The organism is Stenotrophomonas sp. YJH_SMC_131 (assembly GCF_059367975.1).
Genome location: NZ_JCAFRJ010000001.1, coordinates 267,065 through 286,641 on the forward strand (window position 1 = coordinate 267,065; position 19,577 = coordinate 286,641).

The following is a 19,577-nucleotide window of genomic DNA, read 5'->3' on the forward strand; positions in this document are numbered from 1 at the left end:
CAAGGTCGGCACCTACCAGAGCGGATGACCGCAGCGGGCGAGTGCCAACCAAGTTGGCACCCACCAGAGCAGGGCTTACAGCTTGTAGCCGGAGTGGATCGAGACGATGCCGCCGGTCAGGTTCTTGTAGTGGCAGCGCTCGAAGCCGGCCTGCCCCATCATCGCCTTCAGTTCGTCCTGCGGCGGGTGCTTGCGGATGCTCTCGGCCAGGTACTGGTAGCTGTCCGAATCGTTGGCGAACAGCTTGCCCAGCTTGGGCAGGATCTTGAACGAGTGGAAGTCGTAGATCGGCTTGAACCAGTCCGCGGTGACTTCGGAGAATTCCAGTACGCGGGCCTGGCCGCCCACCTTCAGCACGCGGTACATCTCGCGCAGGCCAGCGTCCTTGTCGGTCACGTTGCGCAGGCCGAAGGCAATGGTGACCAGATCGAAGCTGTTGTCCGGGAACGGCAGGGCTTCGGCGTTGCACTGCACGTAGTCCAGGCCGAGCACGAGGCCGCGGTTGGTCAGGCGGTCACGGCCGACCGACAGCATGCCGGCGTTGATGTCGCCCAGCACCACCGAGCCCTCGGCGCCGACGCGCTCCTTCAGCAGGGCGGCGATGTCGCCGGTGCCGCCGGCCAGGTCGAGCACGCGGTCGCCCGGCTTCACCTGCGCGGTGGCCACGTAGTAGCGCTTCCACGCCCGGTGCACGCCCAGGCTCATCAGGTCGTTCATCAGGTCGTAGTTGCGCGCGACCGAGGTGAACACCTGGCCGACCAGCTTCTGCTTGTCCTTGGCGGCGACGTCGCGGAACCCGAAATGGGTGGTACCGGCTTTGTAGGGGGATTCGCTCATGGCCCCGATTATCGCACCGCCGGGGGCCAGCGGCACCCCCTGCCCGTATGATGGCGGGCCACGACTTACCGGAGCCCCGCATGATCACCACGCCCGACTACCAGGCCCTGCTGCAGACCGCCATCGCCGAAGCCCGCCAGGGCCTGGCCGAGGGCGGCGTGCCGATCGGCGCGGCGCTGTACCACAACGACGGCCGCCTGCTCGGCTGCGGCCACAACCGCCGCGTGCAGGAAGGCGACCCGTCGGTACATGGGGAAACCGACGCCTTCCGCAAGGCCGGCCGCCAGCGCCGTTACCAGGACACCATCATGGTCACCACCCTGGCCCCGTGCTGGTACTGCTCGGGCCTGGTGCGCCAGTTCAACATCGGCACCGTGGTGGTGGGCGAATCGCGCACCTTCCAGGGCGGCATCGACTGGCTGCGCGAAAACGGCGTCAACGTGATCGACCTGGACAACCAGGAATGCGTGGACCTGCTGGGCGATTTCATCAGCCGTCATCCCGACATCTGGAACGAGGACATCGGCGAATGAGCCACGCGCGCTCGTCTCTGCAACACATTTAATGAACGCTTCAGCGCCGGTGCGCCCTTGCGCCGGCGGCCTTTGCGGGCATCGGCGTGACCGCGCGCACAGTCAGCCAGGCCACGCGCACACATTGCGGTAACACCCCACGCGGCTGACACGCCTACGGTGGGTTCACCGGGGCATCCTTTCCCCGGCGGAGCCAGCCATGTGCGCGCACGCCGTACGCCCTACGACAGACCCGATCCTCGATCCGATCCGCGAACGCTTGCGGCAGCAATATGCGCTGCACCGGCGCGGCGCGCCGTTCTGGACTGCCTATCAGCACATGCAACTGGAGCTGGTCCGCCGCCACCCGCTCGACCACGAACGCCTGTGCAATGCGATGGCCACTCTGGCCGAAGACCTCGGTGCGGTCGAACATGCGATCGGCCATCCCAACGCAGGCTCCACATCCCGCTGACGCGGCATGCACCGCCATATACGCCACACTCGGATGAACCCCCACTCCCTTTCCACTCAACCGAACTGGATTGTCATGCACGCTGAAGTCCCCACCATTCCTCCGGTCATCAACGTTGACGCCGAGCTTGACCACTGGCGCCGCCAACATGCCGAAGGCGCACTGCCGCACAACTCGTTCGGCTCGTACGTGCCGTGGATCAAGTTCGCCTGTGATTCGCTGATCACCCAGCCGCGCGCCAGCGAGGCCGAACGTGACGAGATGTTCCAGACCCAATACGCCCTGCAGATCATGCCGCGGCTGAGCGAAGCCCAGGCCCGTGAGTTCGTCGACCGTTGCTGGCAGCACGTCTACCAGAGCAGCCCGGTGCGCAGCCTGCAGGCGCCACGACTGCAGCGCATGCGCGCCTGACCGCCGCTGCACAACCCCTGCACGGGCCACTGCCGATCATCCTCGTCACCTGAGTGGGACGACGACGATGAAAGCACGCAACCTGTTCAATACGATCGCCAAGAAGGCCGCGGCCGCCACCGGCTCGCCGTGGACCTTCCTGGCTGCAGTAGCGATCGTGGTGATCTGGGGCATCAGTGGCCCGGTGTTCGGTTTCAACGACACCTGGCAGCTGGTGATCAACACCGGCACCACCATCATCACCTTCCTGATGGTGTTCCTGATCCAGCACACGCAGAACGCGGATACTGCCGCGATGCAGATCAAGCTGGACGAGCTGATCCGGGCGACGGCCGAAGCCAACAACGAACTGTTGGATCTGGAAGAACTGGATGAAGCGCGCCTGGAAGAGATCCGCGCCGAGTACGAGCAGATGGCGCGCGAAGCCGGCGATGCGCTGGCGCGCGTTCGCGCCTGCCATGCGGCGCGGCGCGACGATGAAGCGGTATAGCAGGCCTCCGAATGACAATGCCGGCCAACGGCCGGCACTACCCTCGATCTCCAGGTAGGTGCCAACCTTGGTTGGCACAGGGCCAGCCGCCTGCGCTGACGCATCCGTGCCAACCAAGGTTGGCACCTACCAGAAGCACTGCTTACCCGCGCTCGTGCCAGCCGCCGCCCAGCACCTTGTACAGGGTGATGCGGTTGGCCTGCTGCGCCAGCTGCGCCTGCAGCTGGGTCTGCTGCGCGTTGTAGGCGGTACGCCGCGCGTCAAGCAGGGTGACAAAGCTGTCCAGCCCCGCGTCGTAGCGTGCCTGCGACAGGCGATTGGCCTGTTCGGCCGCTTCCACCAGGCGCTGCTGTGAACTCACCTGCTCATCCAGGCTGACATTCAACGCCAGCGCATCGGCCGTTTCGCGGAATCCCACCTGGATCGACTTCTCGTACTGCGCCAGTGCGATATCACGATCCGCGTTGGCGATGGCCAGGTTGGCGCGCAGCTTGCCGCCCTGGAAGATCGGCAGGGTGATCTTCGGCAGGAAGCTCCACACACGGGTGCCGCTGTCGAACAGGTTGGACAGTTCGCTGGAGCCGCTGCCGATGCTGCCGGTCAGCGAGATGCTCGGGAAGAACGCTGCGCGTGCCGCACCGATGTTGGCATTGGCGGCCAGCAGCTGGTGTTCGGCGGCCATGATGTCCGGGCGCTGCAGCAGCACGTCGCTGGGCAGGCCGGCCGGCGGCGGGGCCAGCGCCAGCAGCTGCGGTTCGATGCTGTCCGGCAACAGTGCCGGATCGAGCTGGCCACCGGCCAGCAGCGCCAGTGCGTTGCGGTCCTGGGCCAGCTGGCCGCGCAGGCGCGCGGCATCGGTGCGTGCGGTCTCGACCAGGGTACGGGTCTGGGTCAGCTCCAGCGCCGAACTGCCGCCGCGTTCGTGGCGGGCCTCGGCCAGGCGCAGCGAATCCTCGTAGGTCTTCAGCGTGGCATCGGCGATCTTCAGCCGCTGCGCATCAGCCCCATAGGTCAGCCACGCGGTGGCGGTCTCGGCCACCAGGCTCAGCTGCGCGTTGCGGCGGTTGGCAGCCACGGCGAAGTACTGCTGCAGCGCCGCCTCGCTGAGGTTGCGCACGCGACCGAACAGGTCCAGCTCGAACTCGGCCACACCCACGCCCGCGCTGAACTGCTCGGTGACACCGGCATCGGTACCACGGCGGTCCATCTGGCCGGTCACGGCCACGCCGGGCACGCGATCGGCGCGCTGCACGCGGTACTGGCCACGCGCGCGCTCGACATTGAGCACGGCCACGCGCAGGTCGCGGTTGTTCTGCAGCGACTGCTCGATCACCTGCTGCAGGCGCGCATCGGTGAAGAAATCGCGCCAGCCGACGGCGGCGACATCGGCCACCTCGCCCTGCGCGGCCTCGGCCGGCCACTGCGCAGGAATCGCCGGAGCGACGGCGGTGTTCTTCGGCGCCAGGGTGGAGCAGCCGGCCAGCGCGAGCGTGGCGGCAATGGAGAGGAACAGGGATGCACTTTTCATGGGGATCACTTCCATCGGTACTGCCGGATGGCAGGAGGCAGTGCCGGCCAGCGGCCGGCACTACCGTTTCGATAACGCCAGCCTGAGGCCGGCATGACCGTTTCAGGTCACGTCGTGGATCTGCGCTTGAACACGCGCTGCACCACCACGAAGAACAGCGGCACGAAGAACACGCCGAGCACGGTGCCGACGATCATGCCGCCGAGCACGCCGGTGCCGATCGCCTGCTTGGCGCCGGAGCCGGCACCGGTGGAGATCGCCAGCGGTACCACGCCCATGCCGAAGGCCAGCGAGGTCATCACGATCGGGCGCAGGCGGTCGCGCACGGCGTGCATGATCGACTCGATCAGGCTGGCGCCCTTTTCCAGGTTTTCCTTGGCGAACTCGACGATCAGGATCGCGTTCTTGCTGGTCAGGCCCACCGTGGTCAGCATCGCCACCTGGAAGTAGATGTCGCGCTCCAGGCCCTTGAAGGTGTTGGCCAGCACCGCGCCGAGGATACCCAGCGGGGCCGCCAGCAGCACCGCGGTCGGCACGCTCCAGCTTTCATACATCGCGGCCAGGCACAGGAACACGATCATCAGCGACAGCGTATACAGCAGCGGCGTCTGCGAGCCGGCCTGGCGTTCCTGGTAGGACATCGCCGTCCATTCGATGCCGAAACCCGCCGGCAGCTGCTTGGCCAGCTGTTCGATCTCGGCCATGGCATCACCGGAGGCGACACCCGGGGCCGGTTCGCCCTGGATTTCCATTGCCGACACACCGTTGTAGCGTTCCAGGCGCGGCGAACCGTAGTCCCAGTGCTTGGTAGCGAAGGCGCTGAACGGCACCATCTCACCCTTGTCGTTCTTCACGGACCAGAGATCGAAGTCCTCCGGCACCATGCGGAACGCCTGGTCGGCCTGCACGAACACACGCTTGACGCGGCCACGATCGACGAAGTCATCGATGTACGAGCTGCCCCACGCGGCTGCCAGCGTGCCGTTGATCTGGTCGATCGACAGTCCCAGCGAGGTCGCCTTGGCCGCGTCGATGTCGATGCGGAACTGCGGCGTGTCTTCCTGGCCGTTCGGGCGTACGTTGGCCAGCTTCTTGCTGCCTGCGGCCAGGCCGAGCAGCTGGTTGCGCGCGGCCACCAGTGCCTCGTGGCCCTGGCCGCTGTTGTCCTTCAGGAAGAAGGTGTAGCCCGAGGCGGTCCCCAGCTCCGGAATGGCCGGCGGCGGGAAGGCGAAGATGAAGGCATCCTTGATCTGGCCCAGGGCCGCCATCGCACGGCCGGTGATCGGCATCACGCCATTGTCGGCGTCACGCTCGCTCCAGTCCTTCAGCTTGACGAACGCCATGCCCGCGTTCTGGCCCATGCCGGCGAAGCTGAATCCCTGCACGGAAAACACCGAGTCCACCGCATCCTTCTCGTTCTGCAGGAAGTGGTTTTCCAGTGCCGCGATCGATTCCAGCGTGCGTTCCTGGGTGGCACCGACCGGCGCCTGCACCAGCGCCATCAGCACGCCCTGGTCTTCGTTGGGCAGGAACGAGCTGGGCAGGCGCACGAACAGCACGCCCATCAGCACGAACAAGGCCGCCACGATGCCCATGAAGCGCCACGGACGGTGGATGATGCCGCGCACGCCGCGCTGGTAGCTTTCGCTGGTGCGATCGAAGCCACGGTTGAAGCCATTGAAGAAGCGACCGGCCAGGCCACGGTGGGCGACGTGGTGCTCACCCTTCTTCAGCGGCTTGAGCATGGTCGCGCACAGTGCCGGGGTCAGCACGATCGCCACCAGCACCGACAACGCCATCGCAGAGACAATCGTGGCCGAGAACTGCCGATAGATCACGCCGGTGGAGCCGCTCATGAAGGCCATCGGCACGAACACCGCCGACAGCACCAGGCCGATACCCACCAGCGCACCGGTGATCTGGCCCATCGACTTGCGGGTCGCTTCGAGCGGCGACAGCCCTTCCTCGGACATGATGCGCTCGACGTTCTCCACCACCACGATGGCATCGTCCACCAGCAGGCCGATCGCCAGCACCATCGCGAACATGGTCAGCATGTTCACCGAGAAGCCCAGCATCGCCAGCACGCCGAAGGTACCCAGCAGCACCACCGGCACGGCGATGGTCGGGATCAGGGTGGCGCGGAAGTTCTGCAGGAACAGGTACATCACCACGAACACCAGCACGATCGCTTCGATCAGGGTCTGCACCACGCCCTTGATCGACACGCGCACGAACGGGGTGGTGTCGTACGGGATCTCGGCCTTCAGGCCGGCCGGGAAGAAGCCCTTCATGTCTTCCAGCGCGGCATCCACACCGGCCGCGGTATCCAGCGCGTTGGCGCCGGTGGCCAGGGTGACCGCCAGGCCACTGGCCGGCTGGCCGTTGTAGCGGGTGACGAAGTCGTAGGACTCGGCACCCAGCTCGACGCGGGCGACATCACCCAGGCGCAGCTCGGCACCGTCCTGCGCACCGCGCACGATGATGTTTCGGAACTGTTCCGGGGTCTGCAGGCGCGACTGCGCGTTGATGGTGGCGTTGAGCTGCTGGCCCTTCACCGACGGCGCACCGCCGAGCTGGCCGATCGCCACCTGGGCGTTCTGCGCCTTGATCGCGGCGGTCACTTCCGGCACCGACAGGCCATAGGTATGCAGCTTGTTCGGGTCCAGCCAGATGCGCATGGCGTACTTGCCACCGAACACCTGGATGTTGCCCACGCCCGGCACGCGGCTCAGGCGGTCGACGACATTGGAACCGACGTAGTCGGCGATGTCGTTGGCGTCCATGCTGCCGTTCTCGGACACGAACGCGATGACGTTCAGGAAGCCCGAGCTGGACTTGGCCACGTTGATGCCCTGCCGCTGCACTTCCTGCGGCAGCAGCGGCATGGCCAGCTGCAGCTTGTTCTGCACCTGCACCTGGGCGATATCCGGGTTGGTGCCGCTCTCGAAGGTCAGGGTGATGGTGGCCTGGCCGTTGGACGAGCTGTTGGAGGAGAAGTAGATCAGGCCATCAAGGCCCTTCATGTTCTGCTCGATGATCTGCGTCACCGAGTCCTCGACCACCTTGGCCGATGCACCCGGGTAGGTGGCACTGATTTCCACCGCCGGCGGTGCGACGTTGGGGTACATCGAGACCGGCAGCTTGAACAGCGCCAGGCCGCCGGCGAGCATGATGATGATGGCGATCACCCACGCAAAGATGGGTCGATCGATGAAAAAGCGTGCCATGGGGTTCTCCGCTTACTTCGCGTCGCCGGCCGGGGCGGCAGGCTGGGCGGCTGCCGCCGGCTTGGCCGGTGCGTCGCCCTTCTCGGTGGCCTTGACCGGCATGCCGGGGCCGATCTTCTGCAGGCCTTCGACGATGACCTTGTCACCGGCCTTCAGGCCGTCCTCGACCAGCCACTTGTCGCCGACCGTGCGGCTGACCTTGACCGGGCGCACTTCGACCTTGTTGTCCTTGCCGACCACCATCGCGGTGGTGTCGCCCTTCGGGTCGCGGGCGATGCCCTGCATCGGCACCAGCACCGCATCGCTGCGCACGCCGCCGCCGATCACCGCACGCACGTACATGCCCGGCATCAGCAGGCCGTCCGGGTTGTCCACCTTCACGCGCAGGCCGAAGCTGCCGGTGGTCGGATCGACGCTGACTTCGGAGAACTCCAGCGTGCCCTTGTGCTCGAAGGTGCTGCCGTCTTCCATCAGGATGCTGACCGGCAGGGTCTGGTTGTCCTGCAGGCGGCCGGCGGCCAGTTCGCGGCGCAGCTGCAGCAGCTCGGCCGAGGACTGGGTCAGGTCGACATAGATCGGGTCCAGCTGCTGCACGGTGGCCAGTGCGTTGGCCTGGCCGGCGCTGACCAGCGCACCCTGGGTGACGCTGGACTTGCCGATGCGGCCGCTGATCGGCGCGGTGATGCGGGCGTAGCCCAGGGTGACGTTGGCCGCATCCAGCGAGGCCTTGGCGGCACCGACGTCGGCCTCGGCCTGCTTCTGCGCGGCGACGGCGTTCTCCAGGTCCTGCTGGCTGACCGCATCGACCTTGGCCAGCTCGGTGATGCGCTTGGCACTCAGGCGCGCGGCATTGGCGGTGGCTTCGGCGCGGGCCAGCTGGGCGCGGGCGTTGTTGGCCTGGGCCCGGTAGCTGGCATCGTCGAGCTGGTACAGCGGCTCGCCGGCCTTGACCATGCCGCCCTCGGTAAACAGGCGCTTGGCCACGATGCCATTGACCTGCGGGCGCACTTCGGCGACCAGGAAGGCATTGGTACGGCCCGGCAGTTCGCGGGTCAAGCCCACGGTCTCGGACTTCAGCGTGACCACGGTGACGTCACCCGGGCCCTGCTCGGGGGCCTGGGGTTGGCCGCCGCAGGCAGCCACGGTCGCGGCGATTGCCAGCGACAGTGCAAAGGGTCGGATTCGGCTCAGCAACATGACGGAAAGGCTCTTGGAGGAAGGAATCTCAGAGGGAGCTGATATCGATGGACGTTCCCCTTCCGGTGAAAGCCCGCAGATCGCGCCCACCCGGGTGGAGTGGGCGCCGGACCGGCCTGCCACGCACACGACGGGAATGATGGGTGCGAAATATACATACATGCTTGTTTGTTTGTAAACCGGTACAATTCAGCCACGTTTCACCCGCACTCGTACCCACACCCATGGCCCGCAAGACCAAAGAGGACACCCAGGCAACCCGGGAAGGCATCCTTGACGCCGCCGAAGCCTGCTTCCATGAACACGGCGTGGCCCGTACCACGCTGGAGATGATCGGTGCCCGCGCCGGCTACACCCGTGGCGCGGTCTACTGGCACTTCAAGAACAAGAGCGAGGTGCTGGCCGCCATCGTCGAGCGCGTGCACCTGCCCTTCATGCAGGAACTGGAGCGCACCTCCACCGACCAGCGCGACACCCCGGTGCACGACCTGCGCGCGGTAATGGTCCACTCGTTCATCGAGCTGTCCGAGGACGAGCGCCTGCGCAAGACCATGGAGATCATGCTGCGCAGCGATGCGTCGGCGGACACCAGGGTGCTGACCGAAATGCAGCAGGCCGGATTCCGCGATGCGCTGGACCGGATGGAGCGTGCCCTGCGCCGCGCCCGCGATCTGGGCCAGCTGCGCGAAGGCGCCGACCCGAAAATCGCCGCGCGCATGCTGCACGCCACCGTGCTGGGCGTGCTGCACGGCGCGATGGTCGAACCGGAACTGATGGACCTCAAGCGCGACGGCATGCTCGCGCTGGACATGACCCTGGCCGCCTACGTGAAGGATGGTGTGTTCGTTCCCGGCACCGTCCCCGAGCCGCTGCCCGAGGCGTGAACGAGGCTGCTCCCATCACTGCGGCCCCCCCTGCAAGGGCAGATCGATGATCCTGGACAACGTGGTGTGGGGCTTCATCGGGTGTGGCAGCGTCACCGAGAAGAAGAGCGGACCGGCCCTGGCCAACACGCCGGGCTCACGGGTGGTGGCGGTCATGCGCCGCAATGCCGCATTGGCCGAAGACTATGCACGCCGCCACGCGATTCCGCGCTGGTACGCGGACGCCGATGCACTCATCGCCGATCCGGAGGTGAACGCGGTCTACGTTGCAACACCGCCCTCCACGCACATGCACTACGCATTGCAGGCGATTGCTGCGGGCAAGCCGGTCTACATCGAAAAGCCGATGGCCATGGACGACGACGAGTGCCAGCGCATCATCGCGGCCAGCGCCCGCAGCGGCGTGCCCGTGTTCGTGGCCTACTACCGCCGTGCCCTGCCCCGCTTCGCACAGGTGAAGCAGCTGCTGGACGACGGCGCGATCGGCACAGTGCGCGCCGTGCGCGCCACCCTGCACCGGCCGCATTCAGTGGATGCCGCATCGCCTGACTTCTGGCGGACCAACCCCGCGATCGCCGGCGGCGGGCTGTTCGTCGACCTGGGCTCGCATACCCTGGACCTGCTCGACCATCTGCTGGGGCCGCTGAGCGATGTGCGTGGCCTGGCCAGCTCGTTGACCGGCGCCTACGCCGCCGAGGACAGCGTCTCGATGTGCTTCCGCACCGGGACGGGGACGCACGGCATCGCGCAATGGAGCTTCTGCGCGTTCCGCCGCCAGGATCAGATCGAGATCACCGGCGACCGTGGCCAGCTGCGCTTTGCCACCTTCGAGGACGTTCCGGTGGAGCTGGAAACCGAAGCGGGCGTGCAGGCCTTCGACATCCCGAACCCGTCGTCGATCCAGCAGCCGTTGATCGCCTCCCTCGTGGACGAACTGCGCGGCAACGGGCACTCGCCCTCGAACGGCATCAGCGCCGCCCGCACCAGTGCAGTGATCGACCAGGTGCTGCGGGACTACCGCACCCGGCAATCGCACTGACCGCACAGCAAAAAGGCCACCTTGCGGCGGCCTTTTCTGCTGCAGTGGGCGGGGTCAGCGCCCTCGCCACGGCGAGGGATCCGACCCCACCGGGCATTACAGGATGTAGCGGCTCAGGTCCGGGTCCTGCACCAGCTCACCCAGGTGCTTGTCCACGTAGGCGCTGTCGATGGCCAGGGTTTCGCCGTCGCGGTCCGGTGCCTCGTAGCTGAGCGAATCCAGCAGGCGCTCCAGCACCGTATGCAGGCGACGCGCGCCGATGTTTTCCTGGCGTTCGTTCACCTGGAAAGCGATCTCGGCCAGACGATCAATGGCATCGGCAGTGAAGCTGACCTTGACGCCTTCGGTGGCCAGCAGTGCTTCGTACTGCTTGGTCAGCGCGGCCTTCGGTTCGGTCAGGATGCGCACGAAATCGTTCTTGCTCAGCGCACCCAGCTCCACGCGGATCGGGAAGCGGCCCTGCAGCTCCGGAATCAGGTCGCTGGGCTTGGCCAGATGGAACGCGCCCGACGCGATGAACAGGATGTGGTCGGTCTTGATCGTGCCGTACTTGGTGGACACGTTGGAGCCTTCCACCAGCGGCAGCAGGTCGCGCTGCACGCCTTCGCGCGACACGTCACCACCACCCACGTTGTCGCCACGCTTGGCGACCTTGTCGATCTCGTCGATGAAGACGATGCCGTGCTGCTCGCAGGCCTCGATCGCGGCGGTGCGGATGTCGTCCTCGTTGACCAGCTTGCCCGCTTCTTCCTCGATCAGCAGCGGGCGCGCGGCCTTGATGGTCAGCGTGCGCTTGTGCGCCTTGGCGCCGCCGCCGAGGTTGGCGAACATCGACTTCAGCTGCTGGCCCATTTCCTCCATGCCCGGCGGGGTCATGATGTCCATGCTGACGTTGGCGGCCAAGTCGAGTTCGATCTCGCGCTCGTCCAGCTCACCGTTGCGCAGCATCTTGCGGAACTTGATGCGGGTCTCGTTGTCCTGCGCCGACGGCTCGTTGCGGGCGACTTCCGGATCGAAGCCGATGCCACCGCTGCGGCGCGGCAGCAGCGCATCCAGGATGCGGTCTTCGGCACGCTCTTCGGCCTGGGTGCGTACGCGCACCTTGGCCTGTTCGCGATAGAGCTTGACCGCGGTATCGGCCAGGTCGCGGATGATCTGCTCGACGTCCTTGCCGACGTAGCCGACTTCGGTGAAGCGGGTGGCTTCGACCTTCACGAACGGCGCGTTGGCCAGCGTGGCCAGGCGACGCGCGATCTCGGTCTTGCCGACGCCGGTCGGGCCGATCATCAGGATGTTCTTCGGCATCACTTCATTGCGCAGCTCGGGCACCAGCTGCATGCGGCGCCAGCGGTTGCGCAGGGCGATGGCCACGGCGCGCTTGGCGTCGTGCTGGCCGACGATGTGCCGGTCCAGTTCCTGCACGATCTCGCGCGGGGTCATGGTGGCGGAGGAAACTTCGATCTTCGACATGGATGTGCTCACGGATTCTTTGTCGGTAGTGCCGGCCGCTGGCCGGCAACCAGGCACGCGTGCGGGGGATCATGAGGTTGCCGGCCAGCGGCCGACGCTACCCTCACAGCTCCTCGACCACCACGTTGCGGTTGGTGTAGATGCAGATGTCGCCGGCGATGCCGATCGCTTCGCTGGCGATGGTGCGCGCATCCAGTTCGGTGTGCGCCATCAAGGCGCGTGCGGCCGACAGTGCATACGAGCCACCCGAGCCGATGGCGATGATGCCGTCCTCCGGCTCGATCACATCGCCGGTGCCGCTGATGATCAGCGAGGTTTCCTTGTCGGCCACCGCCAACAGGGCTTCCAGCTTGCCGAGGCGGCGCTCGGTGCGCCAATCCTTGGCCAGTTCGACCGCAGCACGCTGCAGCTGGCCATGCTTTTCCAGCTTGGCCTCGAACAGCTCGAACAGGGTGAAGGCATCGGCGGCGGCACCGGCGAAGCCGGCCAGCACCTGGCCATCACGACCAAGGCGGCGCACCTTGCGCGCGTTGCCCTTCATCACGGTGTGGCCCAGCGTGACCTGGCCGTCGCCGGCAATGGCCACGTGCTCGCCGCGACGGACGCAGACGATGGTGGTGGCGTGGAAAACGTTGGGGTTCTGACTGGGGTCCATGATGCCTCCGGGGTGACAGAACCAGAGGTGGGGACTGCGCTGCGCCCTTCAAGCCACCCGCGACCGGCTGCCGCAGGGGCAACGTTCAGCTTTCTCCGCTGCCCTCGTTGCTGCGTCGACGCTTCGCGCGCGGATGCGCGGCGTCGTAGACCTTGGCCAGGTGCTGGAAATCGAGGTGGGTATAGATCTGCGTGGTGGCGATGTCGGCGTGGCCCAGCAGCTCCTGCACACCGCGCAGGTCGCCGGACGATTCCAGGATGTGGCTGGCGAAACTGTGCCGCAGCATGTGCGGGTGCACGTGCTTGAACAGGCCCTGGCGCTGCGCCAGCTGGCGGATGCGGATCTGCACTGCACGCTGGCTGATCGGCCCGTTGCGGCCGGGGAACACCGGCGAGGCCGGACCTCCCCCACTTTCCGTGCGCCACGCCTGCAGGGCTTCGCGCGCGGGCCGGCCGAACGGCACCCGGCGCTGGCGGTTGCCCTTGCCCAGCACGTTCACCAACCCGCTGTCGAAATCCAGATCGCGCCAGGTCAGCGCGCAGACTTCGCTCAGGCGCAGGCCAGAGGAATAGAACAGTTCCAGCAACGCGCGGTCACGGCGGCCGAGCTCACCCTCCGGCTCCAGCTCGACCAGCTGCACCGCCTCATCGGCGTCGAGGACCTGTGGCAAGCGGCGCGGTGCGCGCGGTGCCTTCAGCGTCGCTGCCGGGCTGACCTCGATGCGCCCGTGCTTGAGCAGCCAGGCATAGAAGCTTCGGCAGGCCGACAGGCGGCGCTGCAGGCTCTTGGCCGACAGGCCACGCCGGTGCTCGTCGGCAACGAACTGGCGCACGGCCTCGGCATCCAGTGCCTCCACCGCCACGCCACGCGGCTCGGCCCAGGCCGACAGCGCGTCCAGGTCGCGGCGGTAGGCGTCGAGCGTATGCGCCGACATCCGCCGCTCCACCTGCAGGTGCTGCAGGAAGGCCTGTACCGCGCTCATCGTCGTCGCAACCTGCTCAGCCCGGGAAGCGCTTCAGGCCAGTGACCAGCGCGTCGCCCATCATGCGCAGGAACAACGTCCCCATGCCCGGGTAGAAGCGGTTCGGGTCGTGGCTGCCGACCGCGATCAGGCCCACGCCCGGTAGCGGCAGCAGCGCGGTGGTCTGCACTTCCTCGCTGCGCACGCCGTACAGCACGGCATTCTTTTCCGGCTGCAGGCGGCCGCAGATCGGCTCGCCATCGTTCAGGCAATCGCGGAACGGGCCCAGCTGCGGATCATCCGCGGCAATCACCTGCAGCCAGTCGGCCTGTTCCAGCCCGGCCACTGGCGTGTGCACCACCAGCCGCACAAGGTCGCCGGCGAAGTCTTCCTGCAGCGAGGCGGCCATCGCGCGCAGGGTGTCAGCCGCGTTGTCCTGCTTCATCAGCGCCAGGGTCAGCTGGTGCGTGCGCACCGCCAGGCGCTCATTGACCTGGGCGGTCGCGCCCAGATCGGCCAACCGTCGTGCCAGCTCGCGGTTCTTCTCGCGCAGCACTTCCAGCTGGTAGCTGGCCAGCGACGCGGTCGGGCCGTCGTCACGCGGCACCACCAGGGTCAGGGCCAGGTCCGGGAACTGCTTGAGGAAGCCGGGATGACGCCGCAACCAGGCAGCGACTTCATGGGCCCCGAGCTTGTCGACGGTTTCGGTCATGCGATCCACTCCCCTTCGAAGACGAATGCGGTCGGGCCCGCCATCACCACCGGCTGGCCATCGCCCGGCCACTGGATGCGCAGGTCGCCACCGGGCAGGCTGATGCGGGCATCGCGCTGCAGGCGACCGCGCTGCATCAGGGTCACCGCGGCGGCACAGGCACCACTGCCGCAGGCCAGGGTCTCGCCGACACCGCGCTCGAACACGCGCAGGCGGGCGTGGGCCGGGCTCATCACCTGGGCGAAGCCCACGTTCACCGAGCGCGGGAACGACGCATGCTGCTGCAGCAGCGCACCGACGCGCTCGACCGGTGCAGCATCGACCAGGCCCACTTCGATCACCGCATGCGGGTTGCCCATCGACACCGCGGCGAAGCGTACGCTCTCGCCCTGCAGCGGCAGCAGGTATTCCTCGCGCGCGTGCGCAAAGCCCATCAGCGGCACGTTGGCCGGCTCGAAGGCGGGCACGCCCATCGTCACCGCAAACTGCCCTTCGCCCAGCACCTTCACTTCATGGCTGGCCAGCGGGCTGTCGATGACGAATGCACCGCCCTGCGCACTGCCCTCGCGCACCAGCCAGGCGGCGATGCAGCGCGCGCCGTTGCCGCACTGCTCGGAATTGGAGCCGTCGGCATTCCAGATGCGGTACGAGGCCACCGAACCGTCCGCACGCGGTGCCTCGATGGTCAGGATCTGGTCGCAGCCAACGCCGGTGTGGCGGTCGGCCAGGCGCGCGGCCAGCTCGGGCGTGGGCGGTGCGGTGCCGTCACGCAGGTCGATCACTACGAAATCATTGCCCGCGCCATGCATCTTGCTGAAACGCAGGGCCCTGGAACCGGCCTTACTCATTCCCGCTGCCCGCCTTCTTCGCGGGCGTTGGCGCCGGCTGGGTGGCCGGTGCGGCCGGCTCCACGGTCGTGGCCGGGGTGCCGCTGCCCTGGGTCTGCGGCGCGGTCGCCTCGGTGGCGGGCTCGGCAGCGGGTTCGACGGTTTCTTCCACCGGCACCGGCTTCTGCGGCAGTACCAGCGGGCCCTTGTTGCCGCAGGCGGCGAGGAGCAGCAGCGAGGCCGCTGCCAGCGGAATCAGGATGGCGTTTCGATGGGGGATCTTCATGCCCCGAGTATAGCCATTGGCGGCTGAGCGGTTGGTGCAGGGAATCGGGTGGCCGGCCAGCGGCCGGCACTACCGCCGGCGCTCAATCCGCGGGCCGTGGTGGCAGCGGCCGCGTCCACAGCCAGATTGCGACCACGGTCATGCTGCCGATCGAGAACCACTTCACCCAGGCGATCGGCACGCACCACAGCATGATGCCGGCGCATACCGCCATGGTGATCGTGGCCATCCACTTGCCGTAGCGGCTGACCGCCCCGTGTGCCTGCCAGTTGGCGATGGCCGGGCCGAAACGCGGATGCTGCAGCAGCCAGGTATGCAGGCGCTCCGAACCGCGCGAGGCGGCCCAGGCCGAGATCAGGATGAATACGGTGGTCGGCAGCCCCGGAACGAAGATGCCGACGATGCCGGTGCCCAGGCTGACGTACGCCAGCAGCCACCATGCCCAGCGGAAACGCACCACGCGCGGCGGCGTGGCGCTATCGCGGGGTGCAGATGGCTCGGGCTGGCTCATGGCCGCAAGGATACCGGTTCGGGGTGCCAGGCAGCGCCCGGCGCCCCTTCGCCGTTACGGCTGGGCGATGCCCAGCTGCTGCAGCACGAACGCGTACGACTCGGACAGTTCGCGGTAGCGCTGGAAGCGCCCCGACTTGCCGCCGTGGCCAGCTTCCATGTTGGTGCGGAACAGGATCGGGTAGTGGCCGGTGTTGTCATCACGCAGCTTGGCCACCCATTTGGCGGGCTCCCAGTACTGCACCTGCGAATCCCACAGGCCGGTACCCACGTACAGCGCCGGGTACGCCTGCTGCTTCACGTTGTCATAGGGCGAGTAGGACAGCATGTAGTCGTAATACGGCTTCTGCTCCGGGTTGCCCCACTCGTCGTATTCGTTGGTGGTCAACGGAATGGTCGGGTCGAGCATGGTGGTGACCACGTCGACGAACGGCACCTGCGCCACCATCACCCGGTAATCCTGCGGCGCCTGGTTGGCCACCGCGCCCATCAGCAGGCCGCCGGCGCTGCCACCGGACGCGGCCACGCGATCCTTCGCCGCCCAGCCCTGTGCTACCAGGCCACGGGTGACGTCGATGAAGTCGTTGAAGGTGTTCTGCTTGTGCAGCAGCTTGCCGTTCTCGTACCAGTCGCGCCCCATCTCCTGGCCGCCACGGATGTGGGCGATGGCATACACCACGCCACGATCAAGCAGGCTGACCGCGGTCTGGTTGAAGTACGGATCCATCGACATGCCGTAGCTGCCGTAGGCGTACTGGAACAGCGCGCCCTTGCCGTCCTTCCGGTAGCCCTTGCGGTAGACCAGCGACACCGGCACCTTCACGCCATCGCGCGCGGTGATCCAGACGCGGTCGGTCTCGTACTTCGAGGCGTCATAGCCGATCACCGGCTGCACCTTCAGCTGGCGACGCTCGCCGGTGGCGGTGTTCAGCTCGAACACGGTGGTCGGGGTGGTCATCGAGGTGTAGACGTAGCGCAGCCACGGCGTATCGGCCTCGGTGTTGTCGCCCAGGCCCATCGAATAGGCCGGCTCGTCGGCCTTCACGTAGTCGCTGCGCCCGTCCTTGAACAGCAGGCGGATGCGCTCCAGGCCCTCGGAACGTTCGGCGATGGCGGTGTACGTGTCGAACAGTTCGAAGCCTTCGATGAACACCGCATCGTCGTGCGCGATCCAATCCTTCCATTGCGCGCGCGAGGTGGCATCGGTCGGCGCGGTGACCAGCTTGAAGTTCTTCGCACCGTCGTTGGTGCGGATCACCCAGCGGCCGTCATGGTGGTCGGCGTCGTACTCGACATCGCGCTGGCGCGGCGCCAGCACGGTGAAGGTGGTCGGGTCGCTGGCCGGCGCGTAGCGCTCTTCCGAGGACACGGTGCTGTGCACGCCGATGGTGATGAAGCGATCGTCGCGGGTGCGGCCGATGCCCATGTAGAAGCTGTCGTCCTTCTCTTCGTAGACGACGGTGTCGGCGCTGGCCGGGGTGCCCAGCACGTGCTTCTTCACGCGCACGGTCAGCAGCGTTTCCGGATCGTTCTCGACATACAGCACGGTGCGGTTGTCGTCGGCCCAGACCAGGTCGCCGGAGCTGCCGGTGATCACATCGGGCAGCACCGTGCCGGTGGCCAGGTCCTTGAAGCGGATCGTGTACTGGCGGCGGCCGACGTCATCGTCGGCCCAGGCCAGCAGCTGGTTGTCCTGGCTGACTTCCATCGAGCCGACGCTGAAGTAGCCCTTGCCGGCGGCCATTGCGTTGACGTCCAGCAGGATTTCCTCGGCCGCCTCCATGCTGCCCTTGCGGCGCGCGTGGATGGGGTAATCCTGGCCGGTCTCGAAGCGGCTGTAGTACCAGTAGCCGCGCTCGCGCGCCGGCACGCTGGAATCATCCTGCTTGATGCGGCCGACGATCTCCTTGTACAGGGTGTCTTCCAGTGGCTTCAGCGGTGCCAGCAGCTGGTCGGCGTAGGCATTCTCTGCCTGCAGGTAGGCCAGCATGTCCTTGTTCTCGCGCTTGTCGTCGCGCAGCCAGTAATAGTCATCGTTGCGGGTCGCGCCGAACGGCGCCTTGACCACATGCGGATGCTTGGCGGCATCCGGCGGAACGGGCGGCGTGGCGGCGGTAGCAGTCGTGGTCATCAGGCTGGCGAGCAACAGGCAGAGGGTGGACTTCATGAGATAAGGCTCCTGGCGCATCAATGCAATGGTCTTCGACGGGGTCAGATCCCTTTTCCCGAAAAGGGATCTGACCCCAATCTCGGCAATGCGGCAACCCTGCGGAACGTCATGGGTTGCGCCGGCCGGCGTACCATGGGCACATGAGCACCCCGCCCCACACGCCGGGCTACAGCCGGCGCAGCCATGAAATCGCTCCGTTCCACGTGATGTCCCTGCTGGCCCGCGCGCAGGCGCTGGAACAGGCAGGCCACGATGTGATCCACCTGGAAATCGGCGAACCGGACTTCACTACCGCCGAACCCGTCGTGCGTGCCGGCCAGGCCGCACTGGCCGCCGGCCACACCCGCTACACCGCCGCGCGCGGCCTGCCGGCGCTGCGCCAGGCGATCAGCGGTTTCTACCGCAGCCACTATGGGCTGGATGTCGATCCCGAACGCATCCTGGTCACCCCGGGTGGGTCCGGTGCGCTGCTGCTGGCCAGCAGCCTGCTGGTCGATCCCGGCCGCCACTGGCTGCTGGCCGACCCCGGCTACCCCTGCAACCGCCACTTCCTGCGCCTCGTCGAGGGCGGCGCGCAGCTGGTGCCGGTCGGCCCGGACACCGCCTACCAGCTGACCCCTTCGCTGGTGGAACAGCACTGGAATGACGACAGCGTCGGCGCGCTGGTCGCCTCACCGGCCAATCCGACCGGCACCGTGCTGTCCGCCGACGAACTGGCGGCACTGTCGCAGGCCCTGCACGCGCGGGGCGGCCACCTGGTGGTGGACGAGATCTACCACGGCCTGACCTACGGCCTGGATGCGCCCAGCGTGCTGCAGGTGGACGACAGCGCGTTCGTGCTGAACAGTTTTTCCAAGTACTTCGGCATGACCGGCTGGCGGCTGGGCTGGCTGGTGGCACCGCCTGCAGCGGTACCGGACCTGGAAAAGCTGGCGCAGAACCTGTACATCAGCGCCTCCAGCATCGCCCAGCACGCCGCGCTCGCCTGCTTCAGCGAGGAATCAATGGCGATCTTCGAACAGCGCCGTGAAGCGTTCCGCCAACGCCGCGACTTCCTGCTGCCCGCGTTGCGTGAGCTCGGCTTCCGCATTGAAGTCGAACCGCAGGGCGCGTTCTACCTGTACGCCGATGTCAGCGCGTTCACCGACGACGCGCAGGCGTTCTGCGCGCACTTCCTGGAAACCGAGCACGTGGCGTTCACCCCGGGCCTGGATTTCGGCTTCCATCGCGCCAACCAGCATGTGCGGCTGGCGTATACCCAGCAGGTACCGCGTTTGCAGGAGGCGGTGGCGCGGATCGCACGCGGGTTGAAGCGTTGGCAGGGATCACGTTGAGGGTTGTGCCGGCCGCTGGCCGGCAACCCGGGAATGCCTGAATGATGCG

At 67.0% G+C, this 19,577-nt stretch carries 19 protein-coding genes; 7 read left to right on the forward strand and 12 right to left on the reverse strand.

What is annotated here, in order from left to right:
• Positions 1-75 precede the first annotated feature (75 nt).
• Positions 76-837 (reverse strand): bifunctional demethylmenaquinone methyltransferase/2-methoxy-6-polyprenyl-1,4-benzoquinol methylase UbiE, encoded by a 762-nt coding sequence (gene ubiE / locus AC5P56_RS01130; protein WP_005411082.1) that lies wholly within the window; start codon positions 835-837, stop codon positions 76-78.
• An 80-nt stretch (positions 838-917) separates the two neighbouring features.
• Here ubiE and AC5P56_RS01135 point away from each other — a divergent pair, with 80 nt between their 5' ends.
• From AC5P56_RS01135 to AC5P56_RS01150, 4 genes are all read left to right on the forward strand, one after another.
• Positions 918-1,370 carry a nucleoside deaminase gene (locus AC5P56_RS01135; protein ID WP_005419409.1) on the forward strand — a complete coding sequence of 151 codons (453 nt, stop codon included), beginning with the start codon at positions 918-920 and terminating at the stop codon, positions 1,368-1,370.
• Between the two features lie 199 nt (positions 1,371-1,569).
• Positions 1,570-1,824 carry a hypothetical protein gene (locus tag AC5P56_RS01140; protein ID WP_495231399.1) on the forward strand — a complete coding sequence of 85 codons (255 nt, stop codon included), beginning with the start codon at positions 1,570-1,572 and terminating at the stop codon, positions 1,822-1,824.
• Between the two features lie 75 nt (positions 1,825-1,899).
• The gene (locus tag AC5P56_RS01145; RefSeq protein ID WP_005411085.1) at positions 1,900-2,235 is read left to right on the forward strand and encodes a hypothetical protein; all 336 of its coding nucleotides are present in this window, start codon (positions 1,900-1,902) and stop codon (positions 2,233-2,235) included.
• A gap of 67 nt (positions 2,236-2,302) precedes the next feature.
• Positions 2,303-2,725 (forward strand): low affinity iron permease family protein, encoded by a 423-nt coding sequence (locus tag AC5P56_RS01150; RefSeq protein WP_032961193.1) that lies wholly within the window; start codon positions 2,303-2,305, stop codon positions 2,723-2,725.
• Between the two features lie 142 nt (positions 2,726-2,867).
• On the opposite strand, the gene smeF is transcribed toward AC5P56_RS01150, so the two are convergent.
• The 3 genes from smeF to smeD form a co-directional block, all read right to left on the reverse strand.
• The gene (gene smeF / locus AC5P56_RS01155; protein WP_115444190.1) at positions 2,868-4,268 is read right to left on the reverse strand and encodes a multidrug efflux RND transporter outer membrane subunit SmeF; all 1,401 of its coding nucleotides are present in this window, start codon (positions 4,266-4,268) and stop codon (positions 2,868-2,870) included.
• A gap of 92 nt (positions 4,269-4,360) precedes the next feature.
• Entirely contained in the window at positions 4,361-7,483 is a 3,123-nt protein-coding gene (gene smeE, locus AC5P56_RS01160) for a multidrug efflux RND transporter permease subunit SmeE (RefSeq protein WP_014648457.1), read from the reverse strand.
• Positions 7,484-7,495: 12 nt separating this feature from the next.
• Positions 7,496-8,680, reverse strand: coding sequence for a multidrug efflux RND transporter periplasmic adaptor subunit SmeD (smeD, locus tag AC5P56_RS01165; RefSeq protein ID WP_014648458.1), 1,185 nt, complete (start codon positions 8,678-8,680; stop codon positions 7,496-7,498).
• A gap of 224 nt (positions 8,681-8,904) precedes the next feature.
• Between smeD and smeT the strand changes: the two genes are divergently transcribed.
• Both smeT and AC5P56_RS01175 read left to right on the forward strand, forming a co-directional pair.
• Positions 8,905-9,564, forward strand: coding sequence for an efflux transporter SmeDEF transcriptional repressor SmeT (gene smeT, locus AC5P56_RS01170; protein ID WP_049439981.1), 660 nt, complete (start codon positions 8,905-8,907; stop codon positions 9,562-9,564).
• Positions 9,565-9,610: 46 nt separating this feature from the next.
• Positions 9,611-10,603 carry a Gfo/Idh/MocA family protein gene (locus AC5P56_RS01175; RefSeq protein ID WP_495231400.1) on the forward strand — a complete coding sequence of 331 codons (993 nt, stop codon included), beginning with the start codon at positions 9,611-9,613 and terminating at the stop codon, positions 10,601-10,603.
• A 96-nt stretch (positions 10,604-10,699) separates the two neighbouring features.
• On the opposite strand, the gene hslU is transcribed toward AC5P56_RS01175, so the two are convergent.
• The 8 genes from hslU to AC5P56_RS01215 form a co-directional block, all read right to left on the reverse strand.
• On the reverse strand, positions 10,700-12,073 hold the full coding sequence (gene hslU, locus AC5P56_RS01180; protein ID WP_014648461.1) for an ATP-dependent protease ATPase subunit HslU: 1,374 nt from the start codon (positions 12,071-12,073) through the stop codon (positions 10,700-10,702).
• A gap of 103 nt (positions 12,074-12,176) precedes the next feature.
• On the reverse strand, positions 12,177-12,728 hold the full coding sequence (gene hslV / locus AC5P56_RS01185) for an ATP-dependent protease subunit HslV (protein WP_005411093.1): 552 nt from the start codon (positions 12,726-12,728) through the stop codon (positions 12,177-12,179).
• 85 nt (positions 12,729-12,813) lie between these two features.
• On the reverse strand, positions 12,814-13,710 hold the full coding sequence (xerC, locus tag AC5P56_RS01190) for a tyrosine recombinase XerC (RefSeq protein ID WP_046432594.1): 897 nt from the start codon (positions 13,708-13,710) through the stop codon (positions 12,814-12,816).
• 16 nt (positions 13,711-13,726) lie between these two features.
• Positions 13,727-14,401, reverse strand: a complete 675-nt coding sequence (locus AC5P56_RS01195) for a DUF484 family protein (RefSeq protein WP_014648463.1) — start codon at positions 14,399-14,401, stop codon at positions 13,727-13,729.
• Positions 14,398-15,249, reverse strand: coding sequence for a diaminopimelate epimerase (dapF, locus tag AC5P56_RS01200; protein ID WP_049439987.1), 852 nt, complete (start codon positions 15,247-15,249; stop codon positions 14,398-14,400). The genes AC5P56_RS01195 and dapF overlap by 4 nt, the downstream gene beginning before the upstream one ends.
• On the reverse strand, positions 15,242-15,514 hold the full coding sequence (gene lptM / locus AC5P56_RS01205) for an LPS translocon maturation chaperone LptM (protein ID WP_014648465.1): 273 nt from the start codon (positions 15,512-15,514) through the stop codon (positions 15,242-15,244). The genes dapF and lptM overlap by 8 nt, the downstream gene beginning before the upstream one ends.
• A gap of 82 nt (positions 15,515-15,596) precedes the next feature.
• Entirely contained in the window at positions 15,597-16,025 is a 429-nt protein-coding gene (locus AC5P56_RS01210; protein WP_134809316.1) for a YbaN family protein, read from the reverse strand.
• Positions 16,026-16,079: 54 nt separating this feature from the next.
• Positions 16,080-18,191 carry a S9 family peptidase gene (locus AC5P56_RS01215; RefSeq protein WP_164077332.1) on the reverse strand — a complete coding sequence of 704 codons (2,112 nt, stop codon included), beginning with the start codon at positions 18,189-18,191 and terminating at the stop codon, positions 16,080-16,082.
• A gap of 143 nt (positions 18,192-18,334) precedes the next feature.
• Between AC5P56_RS01215 and AC5P56_RS01220 the strand changes: the two genes are divergently transcribed.
• A complete protein-coding gene (locus AC5P56_RS01220; RefSeq protein ID WP_049406038.1) occupies positions 18,335-19,528 on the forward strand; it encodes a pyridoxal phosphate-dependent aminotransferase in 1,194 nt (397 codons plus the stop codon).
• Positions 19,529-19,577: the final 49 nt, after the last annotated feature.